Below are 20,834 nucleotides of genomic sequence, written 5' to 3'. Positions count from 1 at the left end.
AACATAAAACACTATCAATAAGTTGGGACCATCACCGATACAACCATCAGTTTGTAATGTCGGTTGGTTGACCCTGACCCCGAATATGGTCCAGTCGTAATCAGGAATAACAGACTTCATGTTGACTGCATATTCTGCCAACAGGCAGACTTCTCTGCGAATTTGGATGGCGTCATCCAACCGGGTATATAATACGGACGCCTCTGGTTATAGTGTATGCGCCAGGCCTCGATTCTGCACCATGCAACCTCCAGAGACATGTACCAGTCCTTGTTCAGTCATTCCTGTCGCAGACTGCAGACTGCCATTGAACGACTCCACTGTGGCATTGTCCCTAGGTGTTCCCGGCCGGGAAAAGTCTATATGGACCTCCCCTTCATACACCAACTTGCCCATCATTTTCCAGCAAATTCAGAGCCGTTATCAGTTTTCAGCAACTGTGGTAAGAGACGTGTGAGGGCAATGGTGTTCATCTCTGCGATCTCCGTTGAGCGCAGATTCTGGCCCACGCAGATCCCAATAGATTCGCGTGTGTAGAGATCAATGACTGTCAGCTGGCGTAACCGATGCCCGTCAAATAAGGCATCAGAAAAAAAGTCCATGCCCCAGGCATGATTCGGATACAGCCCCTGCTCGCTTTAGAGTCGGTAAATACGCTTAAGTTTATCCCGCCAGCCCTCCCGCCTTAGCATAACGTGAACCCTCCGGTAGCAATAGTGAACCCGTGTCTCGGTGATCCCACTGATACGCGAGCGCAATGCGCTGTTGTCTGTCGACACAGAACGGTAGCGTAGAGAGCTACGGCTGACCCGTAGCGCAAAACAACCGTATGTGCTTCAGTTCGGTAGGAGATGTTCCTCCGTTTTTTTCGTCACGTATAAAACGTGGGATCATAAATATCCTGCTTACGGCAGGCCTCCGGCACGGACTTCACCGGATCAGCCAGCTTCAGGGCAAAAACAATCTGCTCTTCGGTGAATCGTGATTTTTTCATCGGCACGACCTCACCACCTCCGTTCAGGGAGTGTAGAACATACAGGCATTATGTTTCTGAATGGTGCAGGAGTTCGAGTCAGGGTCAACTCATTTGTATATACATGACTGGTTTAACGGTTGCCAAGATGGAGTGATATTTTTTATAAAACAGGAGGATATAATATTTTATTTAAATTAATAGCTAATGATTATCTAGTGGAAAACTTCATTGCTCAATTGTGGTGCAAATGTTAAGTGTTTATCCCTGTAATGGGGCATGTCATGCTTACATTTTATCAACAATTGATTTCTTTGAGGATACTTTACAAAGCTCCTCTCTGGTAAAACCAGCTGAGGAATAAATAACTGCTTTAAATTCAATTTTTTATGTTTTGGTGTGCAATCATGGCATGGCTAATGCAAGTTGTATATGCAGGCCTGTACATTAAATCTATCTTACAGCTTATACTTTATGAGAAAAATCCAACAACCAAAGTAAAGGGGCGGTTATTACGATGAGTACCTTCAATCACAGAATTAAACATGATGGCTCTGACTTTGTGGTGGTTGATAACCAGAACCCGAGACTGCCGAGTACTTCAGGCGGAGGAAAAAATACATCACGATCGAAGATGATACTACGTCATGCTTAATTAATATCTGAGAGTAGTTAATTTCTGAGGTATTCGAATCAATGATATGAGGTTTATCCCATGAGGAGTAGTGGCGTATGTCGTCATAACACGTTTATCGTCAAGGTATCGGCACCCTAATTTATCGGGGCACTGCAAATAACGGGTATTAAAGACTGAATCGCAGAAAGGCAGAGGTTTAAGTCTTCATGTTGATGACAGCAGGCGGCCTATAGCAGAACGAGTAAATGTTGCTAGCAGGCAACGTACCGTTCAGATTATATGCTTGTAATTTTCAAAGGATTCATCTATGAAACATTCCACTAGCACTGTAAAGCACACGGTTATAGAAAGACGGTCAATCGATTATGTTCCTGATAATGAGCGCTTCGGCAGCGCTATGGGACAGTTTACATTATGGCTAGGGGTTAACCTTAATATTACCGCTATTGTGACCGGCGCGTTGGCCGTTGTATTAGGCGGCGATGTTTTCTGGTCATTAATCGGTTTATTTATAGGTCAGATATTAGGCAGTATCATAATGGGGCTACAGGCCATACAAGGGCCAGCTACAGGACTGCCGCAAATGATTCGAAGCCGTATGCAATTTGGTGTTTATGGCGCGGTCATCCCTCTTTTACTGGTAAGTTTTTTATATATAGGGTTCTCTGCTGGAGGCACCTTGCTGGCAGGACAGGCAGTGGCTAAAATTTTGAATGCCGCAGAATGGCAGGGTATCGTTTTATTCGGTGTCATCACGATCTTGGTTGCCACCTTAGGCTACCGCGCCATACATTCTTTAGCACGGATCGCGAGTGTGGTCGGCATCATTGCATTTATTTACATGTTCGTTGCATTATTAGCTGGCCATAATATTAGCAGTCTTCTAGAACAGAGAAAGTTTATTCCCAACCAGTTTATCCTTTCCATTTCACTGGCGGCGGCCTGGCAAATTGCTTATGGCCCCTATGTCGGAGATTATTCACGTTACCTCCCTACGGATACATCAAAACTGAAAGTGTTCTTTGCCGCCGCCTCTGGAACAACGCTGGGCTCTCAGGCAGCCATGACATTTGGTGTTTTTTCCGCCGCTATTGCCGGAGTGGCATTTACCGGACATGAAGTAGAATTCGTTGTAAATCTGGGGGCATCCGGTCTCGTCGCATCTTTGCTTTACTTTGTCGTAGGCTTCGGCAAAATAACCATGATGACATTGAATGCGTATAGCAGTTATATGTCGAGTGCGACGCTGGTGAATGGTTTCAGAGGAAAAGCAACCGTCTCTGTCGGTCATCGATTTATTTATGTATCAGCCATGATTTTGTTAGCTGTTTCCATTGCGTTATGGGGCTCGGGAAGCTTCATTCACGCTTTTTCTTCTTTTTTATTATTTCTACTGACCTTTATTTCTCCCTGGAGTGCAATTTGTCTGGCTGACTGGCAGTGGGGGCATCGTTCAAAATGCGACCTGCAGGCATTAAACGATCCACAAGGAATATATGGCCGCTGGAACTGGAGTGTAATTTCCATTTACTTCATTGGCTTGTTAATGGAACTTCCTTTTGTTTCCAGCAGTATTTACACTGGTCCGATTGCAAGCTTGTTGGATGGCGCAGATATCTCTTGGTTAGTTGGCCTGATTGGCACCGGCATAGTGTATTACATTTACAGCAGAATATTGCCCCCCGCTTCTATGAAAATACAGGCTACTGATTAACAGTAACAATAATAATCCCAAGAAAAGGATCCATACATGAAATATATTGTTGACCCATTTTCCGAAAAAACGTCGCTTAATACGCCATACCGTTTACTGCGTCATTATGCAGAAAAATGGCCTGATAAAGAAGCGCTGGTATTCGATGCTGGTAATCAACGAATGACCTTCAGAGGTTGGCTTGACAGTGTCGACAAGTTGGCGCTAGAGCTAAGTCGTCGTGGTGTAAAAGCGGGTGACCCTGTGGCTCTGTTGGCAGAAAATCGTATTGAGTGGCCAGTTGCCCAGATTGCAATTTCGGCCTTAGGTGCGATACTGGTGCCTGTTAATACTCATTTCCGTGATAATGATTTACGCCACGTTCTCGATCACAGCCAAGTGGTAGCCATCTTGCTGTCCGAACGTTTTCGCTCCAGCGAATATTTAGCCATGGTACGAGCGATTCATCCTCAACTCCCTAGCCTAAGAGACATTATTAACTTCGATGATATGGAATATGAAGCAGTAATGCGCCAACCCGTTTTGGCTGAACTGACGGAATGGGTATGGTCCCCCAGAGAGTTGGCTAGCATCCAATATACTTCTGGTACTACTGGACGGCCTAAAGGCGCAGAACTCTGTATGGAAGGGATAATGATGAATGCCTGGGGCACCGTGCAGCGGCTGGAAGTGACGGCGATGGATCGCTGGACATCCATTATTCCGCTCTTCCACTGTGCAGGTTGCATCATGAATATTCTGGCATGCCTGACAGCTGGTGCGACATATTTGGGTATGCGTGCTTTCGACGCCGGACAAATGCTTTCGCTGATAGAACGGGAGCGCTGTACAGTTCTGACGGGAGTCCCCACGTCCTACTTAGCGATGTTAGAGCATCCGGACAGACCATATTTCGATCTCTCGTCTTTGCGTACCGGTACCTGCGGTGGTGCAGACTGCGATCCGAGACTTCTGGAACAGTGCGCGCGGGCGTTTCCTATTAATGGGTTGGTGCAGGTTTACGGGCAGACGGAAGCCAGCACACTGATAGCGTTAGATTACTGGCAAAGTCCCCAGCGCTTTGCCACCGCTGGCTTGCCCTTACCTGGAGTTGAAGTGCAGGTCTGCGATCCGAATACCGGAGTGGTACTCCCCCACGGGGAAATCGGCCAGCTACAGGTTCGTGGGCCAATGGTCATGTTGGGATATCATCGAGATGCGGAGGAAACCGCTCGCTGCATCGATCCTCAAGGCTGGATGAATACGGGTGATCTCGGTCGGCTAAACATCGATGGTAGGGTCGAACTGGTAGGAGGACGCCTGCGCGATATGATCATTCGCGGTGGTGAAAATATCTATCCTGTAGAGATAGAAAATCTGCTGCGTGAGCATCCGTCGATCACTGAAGTTGCAGTCTTCGCTCTACCCGATAAATTTTACGGCGAAGTGGTAGCCGCCGCTATTGAGTCCACCAAGCCGTTATCCAAAGATGAAATAAGAAAAGCCTGTGTTGGTAAAATAGCTGGTTTTAAACATCCTGCTCGGGTCTTTACCATCGTAGAATGGCCGATGACGTCAAGCGGGAAGATCCTCAAGCGCATGTTGAAAACCGCAGCCCTTGATGGGCAACTGAAGGAGCTTTTATGAAAATGAGTGTGACAGGCTATCCACATACATGCGTCTTCACCCCTGGGCCGCACCAAACAGCAGCTGCAATTGGCAACACGGGTGTGAAAGTGGTGTCGACACCAGCGTTGATCGCTCTATTGGAGGAGACCAGTGCCGATGCTGTAGCAAAAGACTTACCGTCCGGCTGGGTGAGCGTGGGAACCCATGTCGACGTACATCATCATAAACCCGCCTGGCCTTATCAGGAGGTTCGCTGTACGGCGACGTTAATTAGCGCAGACGAGAAAAGGTTGCAGTTTTTCGTACAGGCGCATCAAGCGGGAGCATTGATCATGAGCGGTAAGCATGAACGTGCTCTAGCGCCACTCAGCCGTTTTGAACGTGCTGATGGTAAACTGCCAGAGGGAGCTCCGCTGGAGTTTTTCTTTGATTTTCACAGCCCTTGGTGCTACCTCGCCTTCCCCCGTCTAAGAGAAATTGCCGCTGCGTACGGAAGAATGATAGTACTACGTCCCTTCCATCTGGCCAATTTGATTGACCGCATAGGTGGTCGTAGACCGTTGGATGCCTCGCCAGCGTTTGTCAACTGGTTCAAACAAGATATGCAGGACTGGGCGCGCATTCGCCGGCTGCCACTAAGTTATCATCCTAAGTTCCCGTTGCGGCCTTCACGTGCGCTGCGAGCTACCCTATATGCAGTTGAAGAGGGGCTGGGAGAAGCATTCGCCTTCAAGGTGATGCAGGCGTATTGGTCACAAAGTCTGGATATTAGCGATGTTGCCATCTTAGGCGACTTAGCCACTTCAGTAGGGCTGGATAAAAATGCGTGCATCTCCTCCATCGGCGATGAAGCCCGGAAGCTAGCCATAGTCTCGAACACAGATGAAGCTATTGCTCGCGGGGTATTTGGTGCACCAGCAGTGTTTGCCGATGGCAAACTGTTCTGGGGAAATGACCGCCTTGATATGATGGACACTTGGCTGGCATCTGCGGGAGAGCGCTGCTGAGCCACCGACGGAGAGAAGTAGGCTAACGCTTCCTTCTCCCCACTATAGACTCAGACCAGCATAAAAGATGGGAATTCCTATGTTATACCCGAAAAGGAGATAAGGTCGGTAAACCACCCTGCTGTCAAACTCCGTTAGGTCAAACCATTTGCCGAAAATACTACCGCAGTAATAATTGTGGTAAATGCCGACCTAGGCAGCAGGTGTGGTGGTCGTGTTGCCCATAAAAAACCTCCGTGGTCAATGTCGTCTGGGGGCCGGCTTAAACTGTGCCGACACAAGTAACGGGAGCACAACGGAGGATGCAAGGGCGTCACCGAAGCCGCTGCAGGGTAAATAGCAGGAGGAGGCTGGGCGGTTTGACGGCAAAAAATGAACCTGAAAACTATGGGAAGATGGCGGTTAGCGCCTTTGAAATAAACTGTGGCCGGGTTAAGTTGACAGCGTTTATGCTCCCCTTGCATCAGTCGTGGCCCGTCTATAGTAACGGCACGTCGGTCAACGTTAAACGGGATGAATGTGGCGCGTAGCAACATAGTTGTTATTGCGTCGTTGATATTCACAAAATCCTGGGTAGTGCTACCAACTTATTGATTTTGTGTTGGATGGTGTTTTTGAGGTGTTTTATGGCTTCCATTTACGTGGGATCGCCATCTTGTGCTGTGACTGAAGGCGTAGACCGTAACGGCAAAAGTACTGCCGGTCATCAGCATTATCTCTGCAGGCAGTGCCGTAAGCCATGGATACTCATTTTCACCTATACAACCTTACAGTGCAGTACACAACAGAGGAAAATCATCGATATTACTATAAATGGCTCTGGATGCCGTGCCAGTCCACACATTATCGGCATTGGTCTGAACACCATTTCCCGTCGTTTAAAAAACTCAGTCCCCAGTCAGTAACCTCGCGGATAAAGGCGGGCTGGGGTGTTATTGTCTGCGTAAAAAGGGAAGAGCAGAGGGGCTACGTCGGGTGGGTTGGCTCCTATATTTCCATACACTTTTTATCACTTAACCCATTACTGGTTTGCCGCATCAGGTATTCCCGTGGCGAACGATACCACGGTGCACTATGCGGATGCCATTCGTTATAATGCTCGAAGGATTCTGCAAGGTTCTCTACCGCTGTTAACCCATCGGGTTTCGGCATGATACTGATGTAGTCGCGTTTCATAGTTTTGACGAAGCTCTCTGCCATCCCGTTGCTTTCCGGGCTACGTAACGCCGTATGTCCAGGCTCTAGTCCTACCATTCTGGCGAACTGACGCGTCAGGTGAGACCGGTAGGCCGAACCGTTATTCGTCAGCCACTCAACGGGGGATGACGGCAGGCTGCTGCCGAAGCGTCGTTCCACCGCACCCAGCATCACGCCCTGTACGGTTTCGCTGTCATATCCACCATTACTTTCCACCCTGTACAGTGCTTCACGATCGCAGCAGTCCAGGGCGAACGTGACCTGCAGTTTTTCGCCATTATCACAGCTGAACCCGAAGCCGTCAGAGCACCACCGCTGGTTACTTTCTCCAGCGGCCTCTTTCCCTGTATGCGCCTGCTTCGATGGCGATATTGCCGGTTTACGCTCAAGCAGCAGCGCATTCTGACGCATGATGAGGTATTTTGGCGTAGATCACCGCCATGTCGTCAGTTTCTGATTGTCTGCGTAGCAGTGCCTATACCCTACGATAACCATAGGTGGGCAGAGCGCCTATAACAGTATGGATATGGGGCATGGCATGCAGTTGCGCACGTGAGATCCGGAGGCAACGACTGACGAGGCTTATTCGCCATCCTCCGGCAACAAGGGCACGTGCAGTATCCACTTTTTTGTCGGCCATATTCAACGGCTTCTTTCAGCAGCTTGTTTCCCATTGTCATCTTGCCCAGCAGGCGCTCCAGTTCTTTAATTTGCTTCATCGCAGAGTCTAGCTCCGACGCGGGCATAACCTGTTGACCAGCGGCATCGGCGGTGAGGCTGCCTTCCTGATACTGCTTGCGCCACAGGAAGAGCTGACTAGCAGCGACACCGGCATGCCGGGATCAAAGCTCTGCTGAACGATAGCGATCTTTTCCTGTGTAGTACGCCGTCTGCGTTTCTCCGGCCCTAAGACATCAATCATCTGTTCTCCAATGACTAGTCTAAAAACTAGTATTAAGACTATCACTTATTTAAGTGATATTGGTTGTCTGGAGATTCAGGGGGCCAGTCTAATGAACTTACAACGTGACAGTGACCTGCCCCCAGTATTCGGTACAACTGTCAGTTAGTAATATCTGTTCTGTGAACCGCTCTCTGAATGTGATCCATTCATAATCAGCGCTACCTTTAGAGGTTGAATACCCAGCCCCTGGTAAACATAACGTTCCAGGGGGTACTTTACGATGAAGGATATTTTTACAGCGTAAATTCGTTTCCGGGTCCAGTGCCCAGGTTATTTACTATATAAGCATCTATTCTCTGATCATTAAATCGCCAGCAGTCAATGGCAAGATCCATCAGCAGGCGTTGCCTTGATGTGATGTTTTCCGCGGACCAGTCTTGATATTCATATCCATATTTCAGCTTAAAGCGATTTAATGCAGTGTTATCACCAATTGAGTACTGGGAGTGGAGTAATCGAGTCATGATGATTTCAGAGTTTAAATATTCTGTTTGTTTTTTCAAAAACCAGTCTTCACTCAAATCATTGCAGTTATTGACGGACTGGTTAATTGTACCCTCTAATAATGTTACATTACCAATCTTGTAGAGATAACTTGTTCGATTTGCATCAGAGAACTCCCCGTTTTCAGGGGCGTTTCGTACCGTCTGAGGAAGAATATGCTCAATTTGCATCTGCTGAATAGCCTGCTGGCTCTTTTCCGGAAAACCGCAAAGATGGCGGATATGATTCTCTAATCTACCCAATACATAACGTTGGCGATACTGAGGCGTAAAATTATAGTCATTAATAATTGAGAATCGTTCTTTAAATTCATCTAAACGCTCCACAACAAAAGGTATAAGTGTTGCTGAAACAACATTTGCAACCTCTGCTTTCGTTTTCACATCCCGAAGCTTTACAGCCCATTGAGTAAAGCGTTGCTCATATGTCTTCGATTGAATAGCCATTGTATTTGTAAAGAATAAAAAGCTCTCAAGTTGAGCACCTAAGAAATCCATTACATCATCAGAACAACTAATGTCCAATGCCATTAGTAAAACCAAATGCTGACGTGAGCGATATTTATTAATATATCCAATGTTACTTACGTTTGGAAAACGGATATTTTCACGCCAGTAGGCTGCTTCATTTGTTGCATTGACCAAGTTAGCGTATCGTTCTGATAATTTTTCCAATTCTTTGACGAGGACCATAGGGCGGGTCTTATACTGCAACGACAGTTCCCCCTCAGCTGAAATGATCCATTTATATATATCATCTTCACGCAAAATCCCGTGATGATATCGTGCCATCAGAAAGTAACGTAAAAAACGAAGCGGGTTATCACTTTCGCCGCAAGACTCAAGGTTATTAGTGATGGATTTCCATGTTGTCTTTATTGCCGAAAACTGTTCTTCTTTTATCTGACTGAAAATCAAATTTTTAACAAGATCCATAGCATTAAGGCTGGCACCACGCTGATTGATCGTTTCGAAGATCTTTAATGCGCTACTTAAGTTCTCTGATTCAATGACAACCAGCTCAACTTTTGTTAAAAAAAAGCGAGCGAAGGAGATTAATCCATTCAAGCTATCTTGCAATTGGTATTTAAGATAATCACGAATGTGATCATACGCGTCAGCCATTTTTTTTACTGAAGCTGTTTCCGCAAAGGTATTGGTTTGCCCTTCAATTAACCGCGAAATAAATCCTCGACTTTCTTCATATTGAAGATCTAGTCTAATTAGATTTTCCTCACTGTTAATATCATAACTAGAGAGCCATTCCTCAATAGTTTTCAGATATTCCAGCCCTTTTTTGTCAAGTGTATCCAATCTATCTTTTAATAGATCCCGTAAGGCACACATAGTGATGACAATAGTGGTCAACCGCTGCTGTCCGTCAATAACATCATGCTTTTCCTCATTCTTTACGATAATAACAGAACCGAGAAAATAACCATTTTGATCTTTCTGCTCTGGTTGGTATTCATTGTCTAAATCCATGATAAACTGTTCAACCTGATCATCAACCTTCCATACATACTCACGTTGATAATCGGGAACTAAAAAATAATAATCGCTTAATTTTGATATATTTTTTACATCGGCTTCTATTTTCATTTTATATCCTTACATAGCTGGATGAACACCACAGATCATACTGATCCCAGATCCAATTCACAAACGAACAGGAGAGTAGACCCCTTCTACATTACAGCTATCTCCGTCATCAAAAATCAACTCTCCTGCACTATAACCATCCATGGATAAAATAGCCTTTTCATTGAGAGCCAGACTAAGGCACATTGATGTTTTTATCATATTATCTGTACCATAAACCTCATACCAGTTATCTTCTTTTTTAGAAACCTCTACCTCATACTTTCCTGAGTCAATATTAACCATGCTAAATACATTATCTACATCACATGAATCCTTGCTATCTGTAAAAATTATTTTTTTATCATAGCCATCAACCCTGAGATATGCGTCTTCAGAATAAGCATAAACATAACAATATTTAGTATTAACAAAAGAATCCTTCCCAGTAATTTGATATAAATTACTATCTTTTCTTGTGACATTTATTTCCCACGTATTGGCATGAACATAACCTGGAGCCAAAAACAGGGTTAATAAGAACGGTCCAATCTTGGCTTTAAAGTTTCTAACAATTTTGAAAAACATAAAACCCCTTCTTATATAGTTCTGTAATATTTTAATTTAGCTGGGCTCTTACTACATATCAGCCAACAACATCCCAGCCATGCCATCCAGCCGTTTCTTGACCTTTTCCCACCCAGGCATAACCTGCCCCATCAGGCGGTAAAACTCTTCACTGTGGTTGTGCTCAGCAACATGGCATAACTCATGTAGCAAAACATAATCGATACATTCTGAGGATGCCTTAACCAGCCATGGATTCAGGGTCAGACAGCCTTTTGCTGAACAGTTGCCCCATTGCGTTTGCATCGCCCGCAGACGTATCGGAGGACGCTCACTGACCCAAAGGGTCTGCGGAATCAGTAAATCAAGCCTGCGCTGAAAAACATCTCTGGCACGTTCCCGATACCATTCAGCCAGCAAGGCTTTAATCTTTTCTGCCGATTTGTGTCTGACAGTCACTTCCAGACGCCCACGCAACATTTTCACTCGTTGCGGCACAGTAGCGTCTTCTGTCACTTTCAACTGATATTGCTTACCGAGATAATAATGGCTTTCTCCGCTGACATACTGACGCGGAACAATGTGTGTCTGTTGCTCCCTGAAATCACGCAGTTGCTGGTATATCCAGCGCCCTCGTTTTTTCAGCGCAGACAACATCTCGTGCTCCGGTGTTTCTGGCGGTACAGAGGCCACTACCCGGCAGTCGGGATGCACCTTGATGAGCACCCTGCCCTTTACGACCTGACGCGGAACACACTGTACGACGATGACCTCATCACCATAAACAATGCGTAACGTTTTCATTGCTGGCGACTCTTTTTCACTCATGATTTCATCAAACCAACACGCAGGATCTGGATGATGGTTTCCACGATACGGTTAAACTGATTCATTCCGGCACCCATCTCCCGGCAGGCCGTAAACAGCAGCGGCAAAAGACTTGTCTTAACGGCTTTTTCAATATCCTGTGGGTTCAGGGAGTTTTCTGCCACCGCTTTGACGATAATGCTGTCCACTTCAAAGGCCAGCTTCGTCCACTTCTCCTGCACCTGATCGTCGTTTACCGCAAAAACCTCAGGTAGCTCTTTTTTAAATACACCGTAATACGCCTGAGCATGCTTGTTTACCGCCAGTGCCTCCGGAATATCGCTGAGTTTACGGGCTTCCACTTTTTCCGCAAATTCACGGAACAAGAGATACTGTTTCAACGGATGGTCGAACAGTTTTTCAGCCTCTTCAATAGCCATACGCAGGAGTTTTGAAAAGGCTTCCTGAGCATATGGGTCATCACGCAGCTCCTGCTCAATCATCTTCGTCACACGGGTTTTAATGATGTCAGTCTCGTTGCGGGTTTTATTGTTGTCCCACTCTTCGGGCTTTTCGCTCTTGCCCATTTTACCAACTTCATACACGCCATCCGGTTCACTAATCTCAACGCCGGTGACATGCTTATCCAGCAGTTTTTTAACCTGCTCCGCGTAGTCGTCATAATTGACCTGCTTCCCGCTGACCTGCATCGCCCACTGGCGCAGGCTGGACATCTGTTTTACGGTTTCTTTATAGAGATTTCGGTCTTGTTCCGTAAAACTCTTGTCGGTGAAGAAAGTGGCGGACTGCAGTGCCACTTTCAGGCATCCGGCAAAGGCCGTTAACGCCTCGAAGAAATCATCACGGGTTTTCTGATGGATATCGACCATCTCTCCGTCACGTTCTTCCATTTTAGGCACCAGTACCGCACGTAACTGCTCAGTATCATTTTTGTTTTTAACACCGGCAAATATGGCCCACAGCTGGTTATACAGATGCGGCAGTCGCTTGTATTCAGAACTCATAGCGCTGTACAGCCCGTCAATATCCTTGATGTCGTATCCTCCCTGAGTTCGGGAGGCGAGATCCTGATATTTGCCGATAGTCGTGTCTAGTTCAGCCAGAATGCCGCGATAATCTATCAGCAGGCCAAACTTTTTCAGTGGATGCAGTCGGTTTACCCGGGCAATCGCCTGGATAAGGTTATGGGATTTAAGCGGCTTGTCGATATACAGCACGGTATTCTTTGGTTCATCAAATCCAGTGAGCAGTTTATCGACGACAATCAACAATTTAAGCTTATCATCGGTATCGAAACGACTGATGATATTGCGGGTATACACGGACTCATCCTGCGTGCCGACGTTATCCTTCCACCATTTAGTCACTTCCGGCAGTTTGCTTTCATCCACCTCAGTATTCCCTTCCCGGGTATCCGGCGGGCTGATAACTACAGCTGACTCAAACAACCCGGCTTCATCAAGATACTTTTTATATTTGATGGCGGAAATCTTGCTGTCGCAGGCAAGCTGGCCTTTCAGTCCCTCATCAATATTCTTCGAGAAGTGCGTGGCGATATCGAGTGCGATCAGACGGATGCGATCATCTGCACTATAAACCTCACCTTTACGGGCATATTTACGCTTAAGGTCGGCTTTTTGCGCTTCGCTTAACCCATCGGTAATACGATCAAACCATGCATCTATTGCCCGGTCGTTTACCTCAAGGTCGGGAATACGTTCCTCGTAGAGCAGAGGTGTCACCGCCTGATCTTCTACCGCTCGCTGCATGGTATAAGCGTGGACAATCGGCCCGAATTTATTGGTGGTCTTATCTTCTTTCAGCAACGGCGTACCGGTAAATGCCACAAAGGCGGCATTCGGCAGGGCCAGTTTCATTCGCACATGGTTCTCCCCCCCCTGGCTCCGGTGTCCTTCATCAATCAGAACGATGATGTCGGGGCTGGTATTGACGCATTCAGGCAATTTTGTCGCTGAGTTAAATTTCTGGATAAGGGTAAAGATTATACGTTCTTTACCAGAGCCAATCTGCTGTGCCAGCTTCTGACCTGAGGTCGCCATCGCTTTGGCCTTATCATCCTTCCCTGCCAGTTCGCCACCAGAGACAAAAGTGCCGCTGAGCTGCCCTTCAAGGTCCACGCGGTCCGTCACCACCACAATACGACACTGCTTCAGGCTGTCATGAAGGATCAGCGCCTTGCTGAGGAACACCATGGTGTACGATTTACCTGACCCCGTGGTATGCCAGATCACCCCACCTTCCCTGCCCCCATCCGGTCTGCGAGTACTGATGCATTCCAGCAGTCTTTTTATGCCGAACACCTGCTGATAGCGAGCGACTATCTTCCCTGTCTTTTTATCAAACAGGGTGAAGAAGCGGGTCATCTCCAGCAGACGTTCCGGCGAAAGCAGGCTGATAAGCAACTTATCCTGTCCACTGACAGCCAGTTCACCAGCGGCGATTAACTGCTGGTACCAGTCGAGATCGGCTGAAGGACGATGATCAAACAACGCATGAATTTGTTCAGTCGATAACTGATGGTTGCGCAGAGCATACATCTGAGGATCGGTTATATCCTCTTCGCGCCATGCCGCCCAGAATTTCATTGGTGTATGACAGGTACCATAGCGTCCGTCATGCCCGTTAATTGAAAGTAATAACTGGCTATAGACAAACAGCTGCGGGATTTCATCGTTGAACTGGTTGCGGATACTCTGGGATATCCCCTCGTCAATGGTTGGCCCTTTCTTGCCATGACCAGCCGGGCTTTTCGCTTCAATAACAGCCAGCGGGATACCATTAACAAAGCAGACAATATCTGGCCTCCGGGTTTCAACACCACCTGACCGCAATACCGTAAATTCTTCAGTAAAATGGAACTGGTTATTTTCCGGATGTTCCCAGTCAATCAGCGCAATGGTGGGGTTTACCTTCTTGCCATCGACAAACTCCGTGACGGCGATACCGTAGAGCAGATGGTTATACATCCGTTCATTGGCTTTGAGCAGCCCTTCATTCAGCGCCGGAGAACAGACCTGTGATATCAGGTTATCCAGTGCTTTTTCCGATAACTGGCAGGTTTTGCCACCCGCCATAAATGAACGCTTCGACAGCTCTTCACGCAGAACCGGACGCAGCACCACCTCATCCTGTTTATAGCCCCGGTAATCCATAATCTGTTTCGGAGATAAAAACGTCCAGCCGAGGCTGGTCAGTAACGTCAGTGCCGGAATTTTGGCGCTATATTCTTCCTGGAATTTAGGTTGGTAGTGCTTATCCACCCGGTAATCCTTCTTGGCTAAGAGGTGAAACTGTATGTCCTTACGGACATGCTCAAAATGAACGAAGACTTATGATGAAAAGAACGGCGAGTCCCGATAAAGGCGATTGTACTTGACCTGTTCTGTTTCGCCCTTGTTTACATTACCAAATTTCTCCTGATGCGTCGTACAGCAGGAACCACAGGATGCACAAATAAATCGTCCTTCTGAACATTTTTCATGCAAATCCCTGGCGTCAATTATTTCGCTGCATTTGTAACCAATACAGTGATTAATGTAATGCCCGATACCAAACTGTTCGCACGAATGACTGGCACATTTAAAGACGGTCAGGCGATACGCGGCCTGGAAAGGTTTTTTCACAAATCCTTTCGACTTTGTATCCCAGACGCTGACTTCCACACGAGCATATTTCATATCTGGAACCATCAGCACCCCACAACTTCGGCAATGCAAGCGGGAATGTAATTCTCTGATACGATTGAAATACCCAGCCAGTTTAATTGGGAAATCCCGCTTAGAAGGTTCGCCTGCAATCAGATAGGTCATGCCATAGTGGGCAAGCCAGTCATAAATAGTGAAGTCGATGTAATCCCGACTGAGGTCGGGTAGTACCTGCGGATCATGGCAGATTTTCGAACGACAAAGGAATTTTTTCTCTATCGTTCCGTCAGGTTGTTTTGCATTCCAGTGAAACGCCTCACAGGATAATTCTAAACTTGGGAAACGAATTTGTAATGAACTACATTGTGGGAATAATTTGAAAACAGAAGGATGATTTACCGGAATTTTACCCGACAAGACTCCGTGCCATATCTCATGCAGAATAATACTCAGAACGGACTGTTCATCGTTGCGCCCAAGCAACGGTAACAATTTACTCAGAATGAAGTATTCAGGATCAGAAGCAATTTCAGTATTCGACTCGACATCATTAACAAAACTGAAATCTTTTCTGAACATCTTCTGTTTAATCAAATACGTATTGATAAAAGGACTAATCACGGAATGTTTATAAAATTGCTCTCTCGATGAGAATTTCTGCTGATAGGCATCACGGACAAATGGTTGTATATCCATTTTATTTTTCGTGAAACTACGTCGAACAAAATTCTCTATATCATCATGCCGATGCTCAAGAATCCGCTCGCTACTTATACAATCGTAAAAAGCCAGGTAGAGAATAGCACTTATAGATATATGGCTGAGTAATTCATTGATGATGTCCGATGTTGAAGCCCCCTGGCAATCCGTAGCCGCAGAACATCTTTTCACCCAAACAGCGAATTGATCAATGTTATTATCGATAAATGACGAAGGCATGACCGCAGGAGATATTTGTTGTGCGGTCAAATCATCAAAATTCTTATCAGAGGCGAAAAGTGCAAACTGGTTATCGTAGTTACGTGATTTTAAAAATAGCGGTAAGACTTTTGTAACAGCTATATCACTGGTAACTAACCGAATTATAGCCCTTTCGCCAAAGGACTGAGTGAGGAAATTAATAACGCAGTCACGATAACGCCAACGAGCGAAATCAACGCCCTCCTCAATAATAGCCCGGAGATATTCAATGAGGAGCTCAGCCGTCTCCTCATCTGTTTTATCAAGAATGTGAACGTTAAAAGCCGTAGGCTTACCATTTTTACCTATACCTTCCCTGAACAGCACCGGTGTATTGTCAGCGGGTGTATAGTTCCGGCTTATCTCATTCTTATGAAAAAACAGGTCATTACCATTCTCTGATAAGAGGAAGCCAAAGTTATTCTCCCGATCCGTTTTGCTGTTGTAGCCTCCGAACCAGAGAACATTTCCCATGTACCACCGGGAACGATCCAGATTGTTCACTGCCATGAGCAAGCCCCCTTCCGCTTTGTCAGTGCAGGCAGCACTTTTTAAATTTTTTACCACTGCCACACTGACACGGGTCATTACGACCGGGCAGTTTTTCTGCCCCCTTCACGGGAACAGGCCGGGATGATGCCTCTGACATTCTCACTGACAACCAGTACTGATAAAGCGCCAGTGCAGCAGGCTGAATAAGGGAAATACTTTTCTCAAACTGCTCTCCGGTCATTTTCTCAAGTACAGGAAAATTCTTCTCCACGCCATGAAGAGCGATCGCTTCCAGAGAAGGCCGTAACTCACCGGGAAGACCCGACCAGTCATCCAGTGACTTTCCTTTCATATAACCAAAACACCACTCTTCCGCAATGGTATATTTTTCCCCCTTTACCTCACGCTCATTGAAAATCGGCTCAAACAGTTCAGGGGCGTCATAAAGGCAACCAGCGATATCGTTCATATGCTGAAAACACAGACTGACAAAACGCTCCATCTCTCTCTCAGATGACCATTTCGGATGATAATCGCCTCCTCCCCAAATAGCACTCAGCCAGATATTGGGTGAAACCATATTTGGACCTGATAAAATCGCCGTCAGCAATCCATCCAGCTCAGAGAAACAGAGTACAGAATCATCCATTCCATACTTCATTAATATTTCTTCCAGCCAGTCGATTTCCCGGTCAGTCAGTGGACCGCTTTTCGTCAGTTTCATACGGCAACCGCCTCATCCACTTTCACCCGACGTTTCCCGGTCAGCAGTTGCTGCATCAAGGCTTTCTTCTCGTCTTTCAGGCAGGCGAGTTTTTTCTCCAGTGTGGAGATTTCGGTGTCGGCAGCGGACAGAACTGATGCGATTTTTTGTTGCTCTTCAAAGCCAGGAACCGCAACTTTTAATGAAAAGAAGTCCGAAGGTTTTACATTTAGCAAGCCATGAGCCCGTCCACCTTCATGAGCAATTTGAGACAAACTGTTATTCAAAAGCCCTGACTCAAAATAATGCTCCCAATAGTCACCACATGATTTTTTGGGTATAGTAAGTTCAAAACATATATACAGAGTTGTTACTACTCCCTCTGGATATCGATTTAATCTTTTTATTGCACCCATCGGATAACCATTAGAGTAACTTTTATTGTAAGCAAACTGCCCTTTTTTTAATAAGAAATAACCATCAAGGGTATCTGATGCGACTGTTTTCTTGAAAAAGTCTTCCTGTTTAATCAAACCATGTTGTCCAGAAATGGTTACAACATTGTTGCTTTTTCCATTGTTTTTGGTCGTAACTCTCTGAAATAATTTCGATAAGGCATATAATTTCCAAGTTTCAGAAAACCTTGTCCCATTCTCATCCAGTAAGCGCTTCTTTCCAGTAAGCAATTGTTGCATCAGGGCTTTTTTCTGCCGCTGACTATTGGCGAGCAGCTTTTCCGTCACCGAAATCGCCTTATCCCAGGTTGATAGGATTTGGGCGATTTTCTTTTGTTCTAACTCGGGGGGAATAAGTACTGGTATCTCCTGTAGCTGTTTAGCTGATAAGTTAGCTTGCTTCGTTCCACCTGGAAATGAATACAATACAGATAGAATCAACTCACTCCGGAGTAGATTCAAAATATAACCAGAGCTCGCGTTATTTTTTGGAACTATCTTTAGTACTCGCTGATTTAGCAATGAGTATTGAGTGTTTGAAGGAATTTCAACTGTAAAACCATAATCACGTTTTCCCATGGTGCCCGTCATAGACATGACCAAATCACCTGGCGATACCAAGAATCTTTTATAGTCAAATTTAAAGGAATCAGGTAAATACACAGGGTTACGGTTTAAATCTAATGTATTTTGGTATAGATTACCCATCCTAAGTAAAGGAATACCTGTTGGAACAAAATCTTCACTTCTGAAGGCATACCCCATAATCGTATCTGCCAAATCTTTTAAGGTTCCAAGCGTCCATCCCTTAGGCACCATAACCCAACTCCTTCAGATAACCTGCCATCTCTGTTTCCAGCTTCGCCAGTTCCGTTTTCAATTCCTCCCGCTCAGCGCGAACGTCCAGCAAATCGATCTCTTCCTCTTCCTCAAAGGTATCAACATAACGAGGGATATTGAGGTTATAGTCGTTGTCCTGAATCTCCTTCAGGCTGGCGAGATAGGCGTATTTCTCGACGTTATCGCCATCACGGTAGGTCTTGACGATTTTCTCAATGTTTTCTTCGCTGAGCTGATTCTGGTTTTTACCTGCCTTGAATTCGCGGCTGGCATCGATAAACAGCACCTTGTCATCCACTTTCTGCTTTTTGAAAATCAGAATCGCAGCCGGAATCCCCGTACCGTAGAACAATTTCTCTGGTAGACCAATCACCGCATCCAGCAGATTTTCATCAATCAGTTTCTGCCTAATTTTGCCTTCGCTGGAGCCACGGAACAGCACACCGTGTGGCACCACCACGCCCATACGACCAGTCCCCGGTTTTAGGGTTTCTATCATGTGTGAGATAAAGGCGTAATCTCCTTTAGTCTTCGGCGGTACACCGCGACGGAAACGACCAAACTTATCATTCTCGGCCTCGTCATGACCCCACTTATCCAGGCTGAACGGTGGGTTTGCGGTCACGATATCAAACAGCATCAGGTCGCCATTTTTATCGAGCAGCTTCGGGTTACGAATGGTATCGCCCCACTCGATTTTGTGGTTGTCTTCGCCATGCAGGAACATGTTCATTTTCGCCAGCGACCACGTGGAGCCAATCGCTTCCTGACCGAACAAAGCATAGTTACGGCTGTCATGCCCGGAGACAATCTTACGCCCGCACTTCATTAACAACGAACCTGAACCACAGGCAGGATCACAAATGGTATCACCCGGCTGCGGATCGAGCAGTTCAGCAATCAGGTCCGAGACTTCCGGCGGGGTATAGAATTCCCCGGCTTTTTGCCCACCGCTGGCGGCAAAGTTTTTAATCAGATATTCGTAGGCATTACCGATAACGTCCAGCGTACCTACACGGCTTGGCTTCAGGTTAAGATCTTCACCGGCAAAGTCTTCCAGCAGCTGGCGCAGGATGGTGTTCTTCTGTTTTTCTTCACCCAAGCGGTCAGTGTTAAACGAAATATCCTGGAAGACACTTTTCCCGGCGTCTTTCAGTTTGGTGCCATTGGCTTCTTCAATCGCATGCAATGCCTGATCGATACGTTCACCGTTGCCTGGCTCATGACGGCGCTCATACAGCGCATAAAAGCTGGCGCTTTTCGGCAACACGAAACGTTCATTCGCCATCATCGCTTCAATCAGTTCCGGCGCATCACCATATTGCTCTTTATATTCGTCATAGTGATCCTGCCAGACATCTGAAATGTACTTAAGGAACAGCATTGTAAGGATAAAGTCTTTGTAGGTATCAGCACTGATGGTACCACGGAACGTATCACACGCGGCCCACAGGGCTTTGTTGATCGTATCCTGACTGATTTTGTCGTTCATGAATCATCCTGGTCTGAAGAAAAAGCTAGCGATGCAGGGCTTTGCATCGTAAAAAATTGCGGTAAATGATACCGTAAGATGCCTCTCCTGACACGCCAATATCGCAGCATTCCGGTTGGCATCGTCCCCATCATATCGACATGTCATAAACTGACACAACCTGTTTCGCCACTCGCAAAAAACCAATTATCTTAGTAAGATAACATCCATATTAGCTATGGTGTAAAACTGCCGTTGGGGTAATGATATATCCCGCTATCACTACATAAAGCCTCTCATGTGACTTTAAATGTTAAAAGGGCATGACTATGTTTGAAGCTTACCTTGGCAATCCGAAGCGAAACATTAAAAACGCTCATATCCTCGAAAAATATCAAGCAGACATTGACGCGTTATCCACAATGTTTTCTGAGGATGATTTGCTTAGTCTGATGACTCAGGCTGGCCCTGGAAATGCAGTGTTTATGAAATCCGCGCGTGGGGTACTTTATGTTCTTCCCTCAAGTGGTGTTAATTCTAATCAAATCAATTTCTTCCAGGACACTTCGCATTGGTATAAATGGCGGGAATTGCAACAGCAGGAGTTCCACAGGGCTGGGTAATGACTCCAACTTACTGATAGTGTTTTATGTTCAGATAATGCCCGAT

Annotated in this window: 15 protein-coding genes and 3 pseudogenes; 5 read left to right on the top strand and 13 right to left on the bottom strand. The window is 46.1% G+C overall.

The window, feature by feature from the left end:
• Positions 1–116: 116 nt before the first annotated feature.
• The 3 genes from HMPREF3096_RS31970 to HMPREF3096_RS31960 all read right to left on the bottom strand — a co-directional run bounded on the left by HMPREF3096_RS31970 (position 117) and on the right by HMPREF3096_RS31960 (position 994).
• Positions 117–278: an integrase core domain-containing protein gene (locus HMPREF3096_RS31970; protein WP_117077785.1), complete on the bottom strand. Its 162-nt coding sequence runs from the start codon at positions 276–278 to the stop codon at positions 117–119.
• Positions 279–395: 117 nt separating this feature from the next.
• Positions 396–602 carry a DDE-type integrase/transposase/recombinase gene (locus tag HMPREF3096_RS31965; RefSeq protein ID WP_135724588.1) on the bottom strand — a complete coding sequence of 69 codons (207 nt, stop codon included), beginning with the start codon at positions 600–602 and terminating at the stop codon, positions 396–398.
• A 269-nt stretch (positions 603–871) separates the two neighbouring features.
• Positions 872–994, bottom strand: coding sequence for a transposase (locus tag HMPREF3096_RS31960; protein ID WP_032413283.1), 123 nt, complete (start codon positions 992–994; stop codon positions 872–874).
• 923 nt (positions 995–1,917) lie between these two features.
• On the opposite strand from HMPREF3096_RS31960, the gene HMPREF3096_RS28255 reads away from it, so the two are divergent.
• From HMPREF3096_RS28255 to HMPREF3096_RS28245, 3 genes are read left to right on the top strand one after another with little or no spacing between them, the layout of a single operon-like run.
• Positions 1,918–3,324, top strand: a complete 1,407-nt coding sequence (locus HMPREF3096_RS28255; protein WP_048326542.1) for a purine-cytosine permease family protein — start codon at positions 1,918–1,920, stop codon at positions 3,322–3,324.
• Between the two features lie 36 nt (positions 3,325–3,360).
• Positions 3,361–4,950: a class I adenylate-forming enzyme family protein gene (locus tag HMPREF3096_RS28250; RefSeq protein WP_048326540.1), complete on the top strand. Its 1,590-nt coding sequence runs from the start codon at positions 3,361–3,363 to the stop codon at positions 4,948–4,950.
• Complete coding sequence (locus HMPREF3096_RS28245) at positions 4,947–5,939, top strand: thioesterase, FlK family (protein ID WP_004118901.1); 993 nt, start codon at positions 4,947–4,949, stop codon at positions 5,937–5,939. The genes HMPREF3096_RS28250 and HMPREF3096_RS28245 overlap by 4 nt, the downstream gene beginning before the upstream one ends.
• Before the next feature lie 117 nt (positions 5,940–6,056).
• Here the strand turns inward: HMPREF3096_RS28245 and HMPREF3096_RS30175 are convergent.
• A pseudogene (locus HMPREF3096_RS30175) lies at positions 6,057–6,164 on the bottom strand (antirestriction protein ArdA); the annotation flags it as partial.
• A 401-nt stretch (positions 6,165–6,565) separates the two neighbouring features.
• On the opposite strand from HMPREF3096_RS30175, the pseudogene HMPREF3096_RS30170 reads away from it, so the two are divergent.
• A pseudogene (locus HMPREF3096_RS30170) lies at positions 6,566–6,915 on the top strand (IS1 family transposase); the annotation flags it as partial.
• A gap of 11 nt (positions 6,916–6,926) precedes the next feature.
• On the opposite strand, the pseudogene HMPREF3096_RS28240 reads toward HMPREF3096_RS30170, so the two are convergent.
• The 9 genes and pseudogenes from HMPREF3096_RS28240 to HMPREF3096_RS28200 form a co-directional block, all read right to left on the bottom strand.
• A pseudogene (locus tag HMPREF3096_RS28240) lies at positions 6,927–8,058 on the bottom strand (IS3 family transposase).
• 275 nt (positions 8,059–8,333) lie between these two features.
• Positions 8,334–10,205: a DUF262 domain-containing protein gene (locus tag HMPREF3096_RS28235; protein WP_069136106.1), complete on the bottom strand. Its 1,872-nt coding sequence runs from the start codon at positions 10,203–10,205 to the stop codon at positions 8,334–8,336.
• A gap of 57 nt (positions 10,206–10,262) precedes the next feature.
• Positions 10,263–10,772, bottom strand: coding sequence for a hypothetical protein (locus HMPREF3096_RS28230; protein WP_047358320.1), 510 nt, complete (start codon positions 10,770–10,772; stop codon positions 10,263–10,265).
• A gap of 51 nt (positions 10,773–10,823) precedes the next feature.
• Positions 10,824–11,579, bottom strand: a complete 756-nt coding sequence (locus tag HMPREF3096_RS28225) for a M48 family metallopeptidase (protein ID WP_048326535.1) — start codon at positions 11,577–11,579, stop codon at positions 10,824–10,826.
• Entirely contained in the window at positions 11,576–14,860 is a 3,285-nt protein-coding gene (locus HMPREF3096_RS28220; RefSeq protein ID WP_048326532.1) for a type I restriction endonuclease subunit R, read from the bottom strand. The genes HMPREF3096_RS28225 and HMPREF3096_RS28220 overlap by 4 nt, the downstream gene beginning before the upstream one ends.
• A gap of 69 nt (positions 14,861–14,929) precedes the next feature.
• Positions 14,930–16,792: a cold shock domain-containing protein gene (locus HMPREF3096_RS28215; RefSeq protein ID WP_227506522.1), complete on the bottom strand. Its 1,863-nt coding sequence runs from the start codon at positions 16,790–16,792 to the stop codon at positions 14,930–14,932.
• Positions 16,737–17,420, bottom strand: a complete 684-nt coding sequence (locus HMPREF3096_RS28210) for a YecA/YgfB family protein (protein WP_048326527.1) — start codon at positions 17,418–17,420, stop codon at positions 16,737–16,739. The genes HMPREF3096_RS28215 and HMPREF3096_RS28210 overlap by 56 nt, the downstream gene beginning before the upstream one ends.
• Positions 17,417–18,673 carry a restriction endonuclease subunit S gene (locus tag HMPREF3096_RS28205; RefSeq protein WP_069136110.1) on the bottom strand — a complete coding sequence of 419 codons (1,257 nt, stop codon included), beginning with the start codon at positions 18,671–18,673 and terminating at the stop codon, positions 17,417–17,419. Before HMPREF3096_RS28205 ends, HMPREF3096_RS28210 begins: the two co-directional genes overlap by 4 nt.
• Positions 18,663–20,186, bottom strand: coding sequence for a type I restriction-modification system subunit M (locus HMPREF3096_RS28200; RefSeq protein ID WP_029404318.1), 1,524 nt, complete (start codon positions 20,184–20,186; stop codon positions 18,663–18,665). Before HMPREF3096_RS28200 ends, HMPREF3096_RS28205 begins: the two co-directional genes overlap by 11 nt.
• 308 nt (positions 20,187–20,494) lie before the next feature.
• On the opposite strand from HMPREF3096_RS28200, the gene HMPREF3096_RS28195 reads away from it, so the two are divergent.
• On the top strand, positions 20,495–20,788 hold the full coding sequence (locus HMPREF3096_RS28195; protein WP_227406430.1) for a hypothetical protein: 294 nt from the start codon (positions 20,495–20,497) through the stop codon (positions 20,786–20,788).
• Positions 20,789–20,834: the final 46 nt, after the last annotated feature.

This window comes from Klebsiella sp. HMSC25G12, from assembly GCF_001807705.1.
In the GTDB taxonomy this organism is placed as follows: Bacteria; Pseudomonadota; Gammaproteobacteria; order Enterobacterales; family Enterobacteriaceae; genus Klebsiella; species Klebsiella variicola.
The sequence above is the reverse complement of the archived record's forward strand: the minus strand, read 5'-3'. Positions and strand labels throughout refer to the sequence as shown.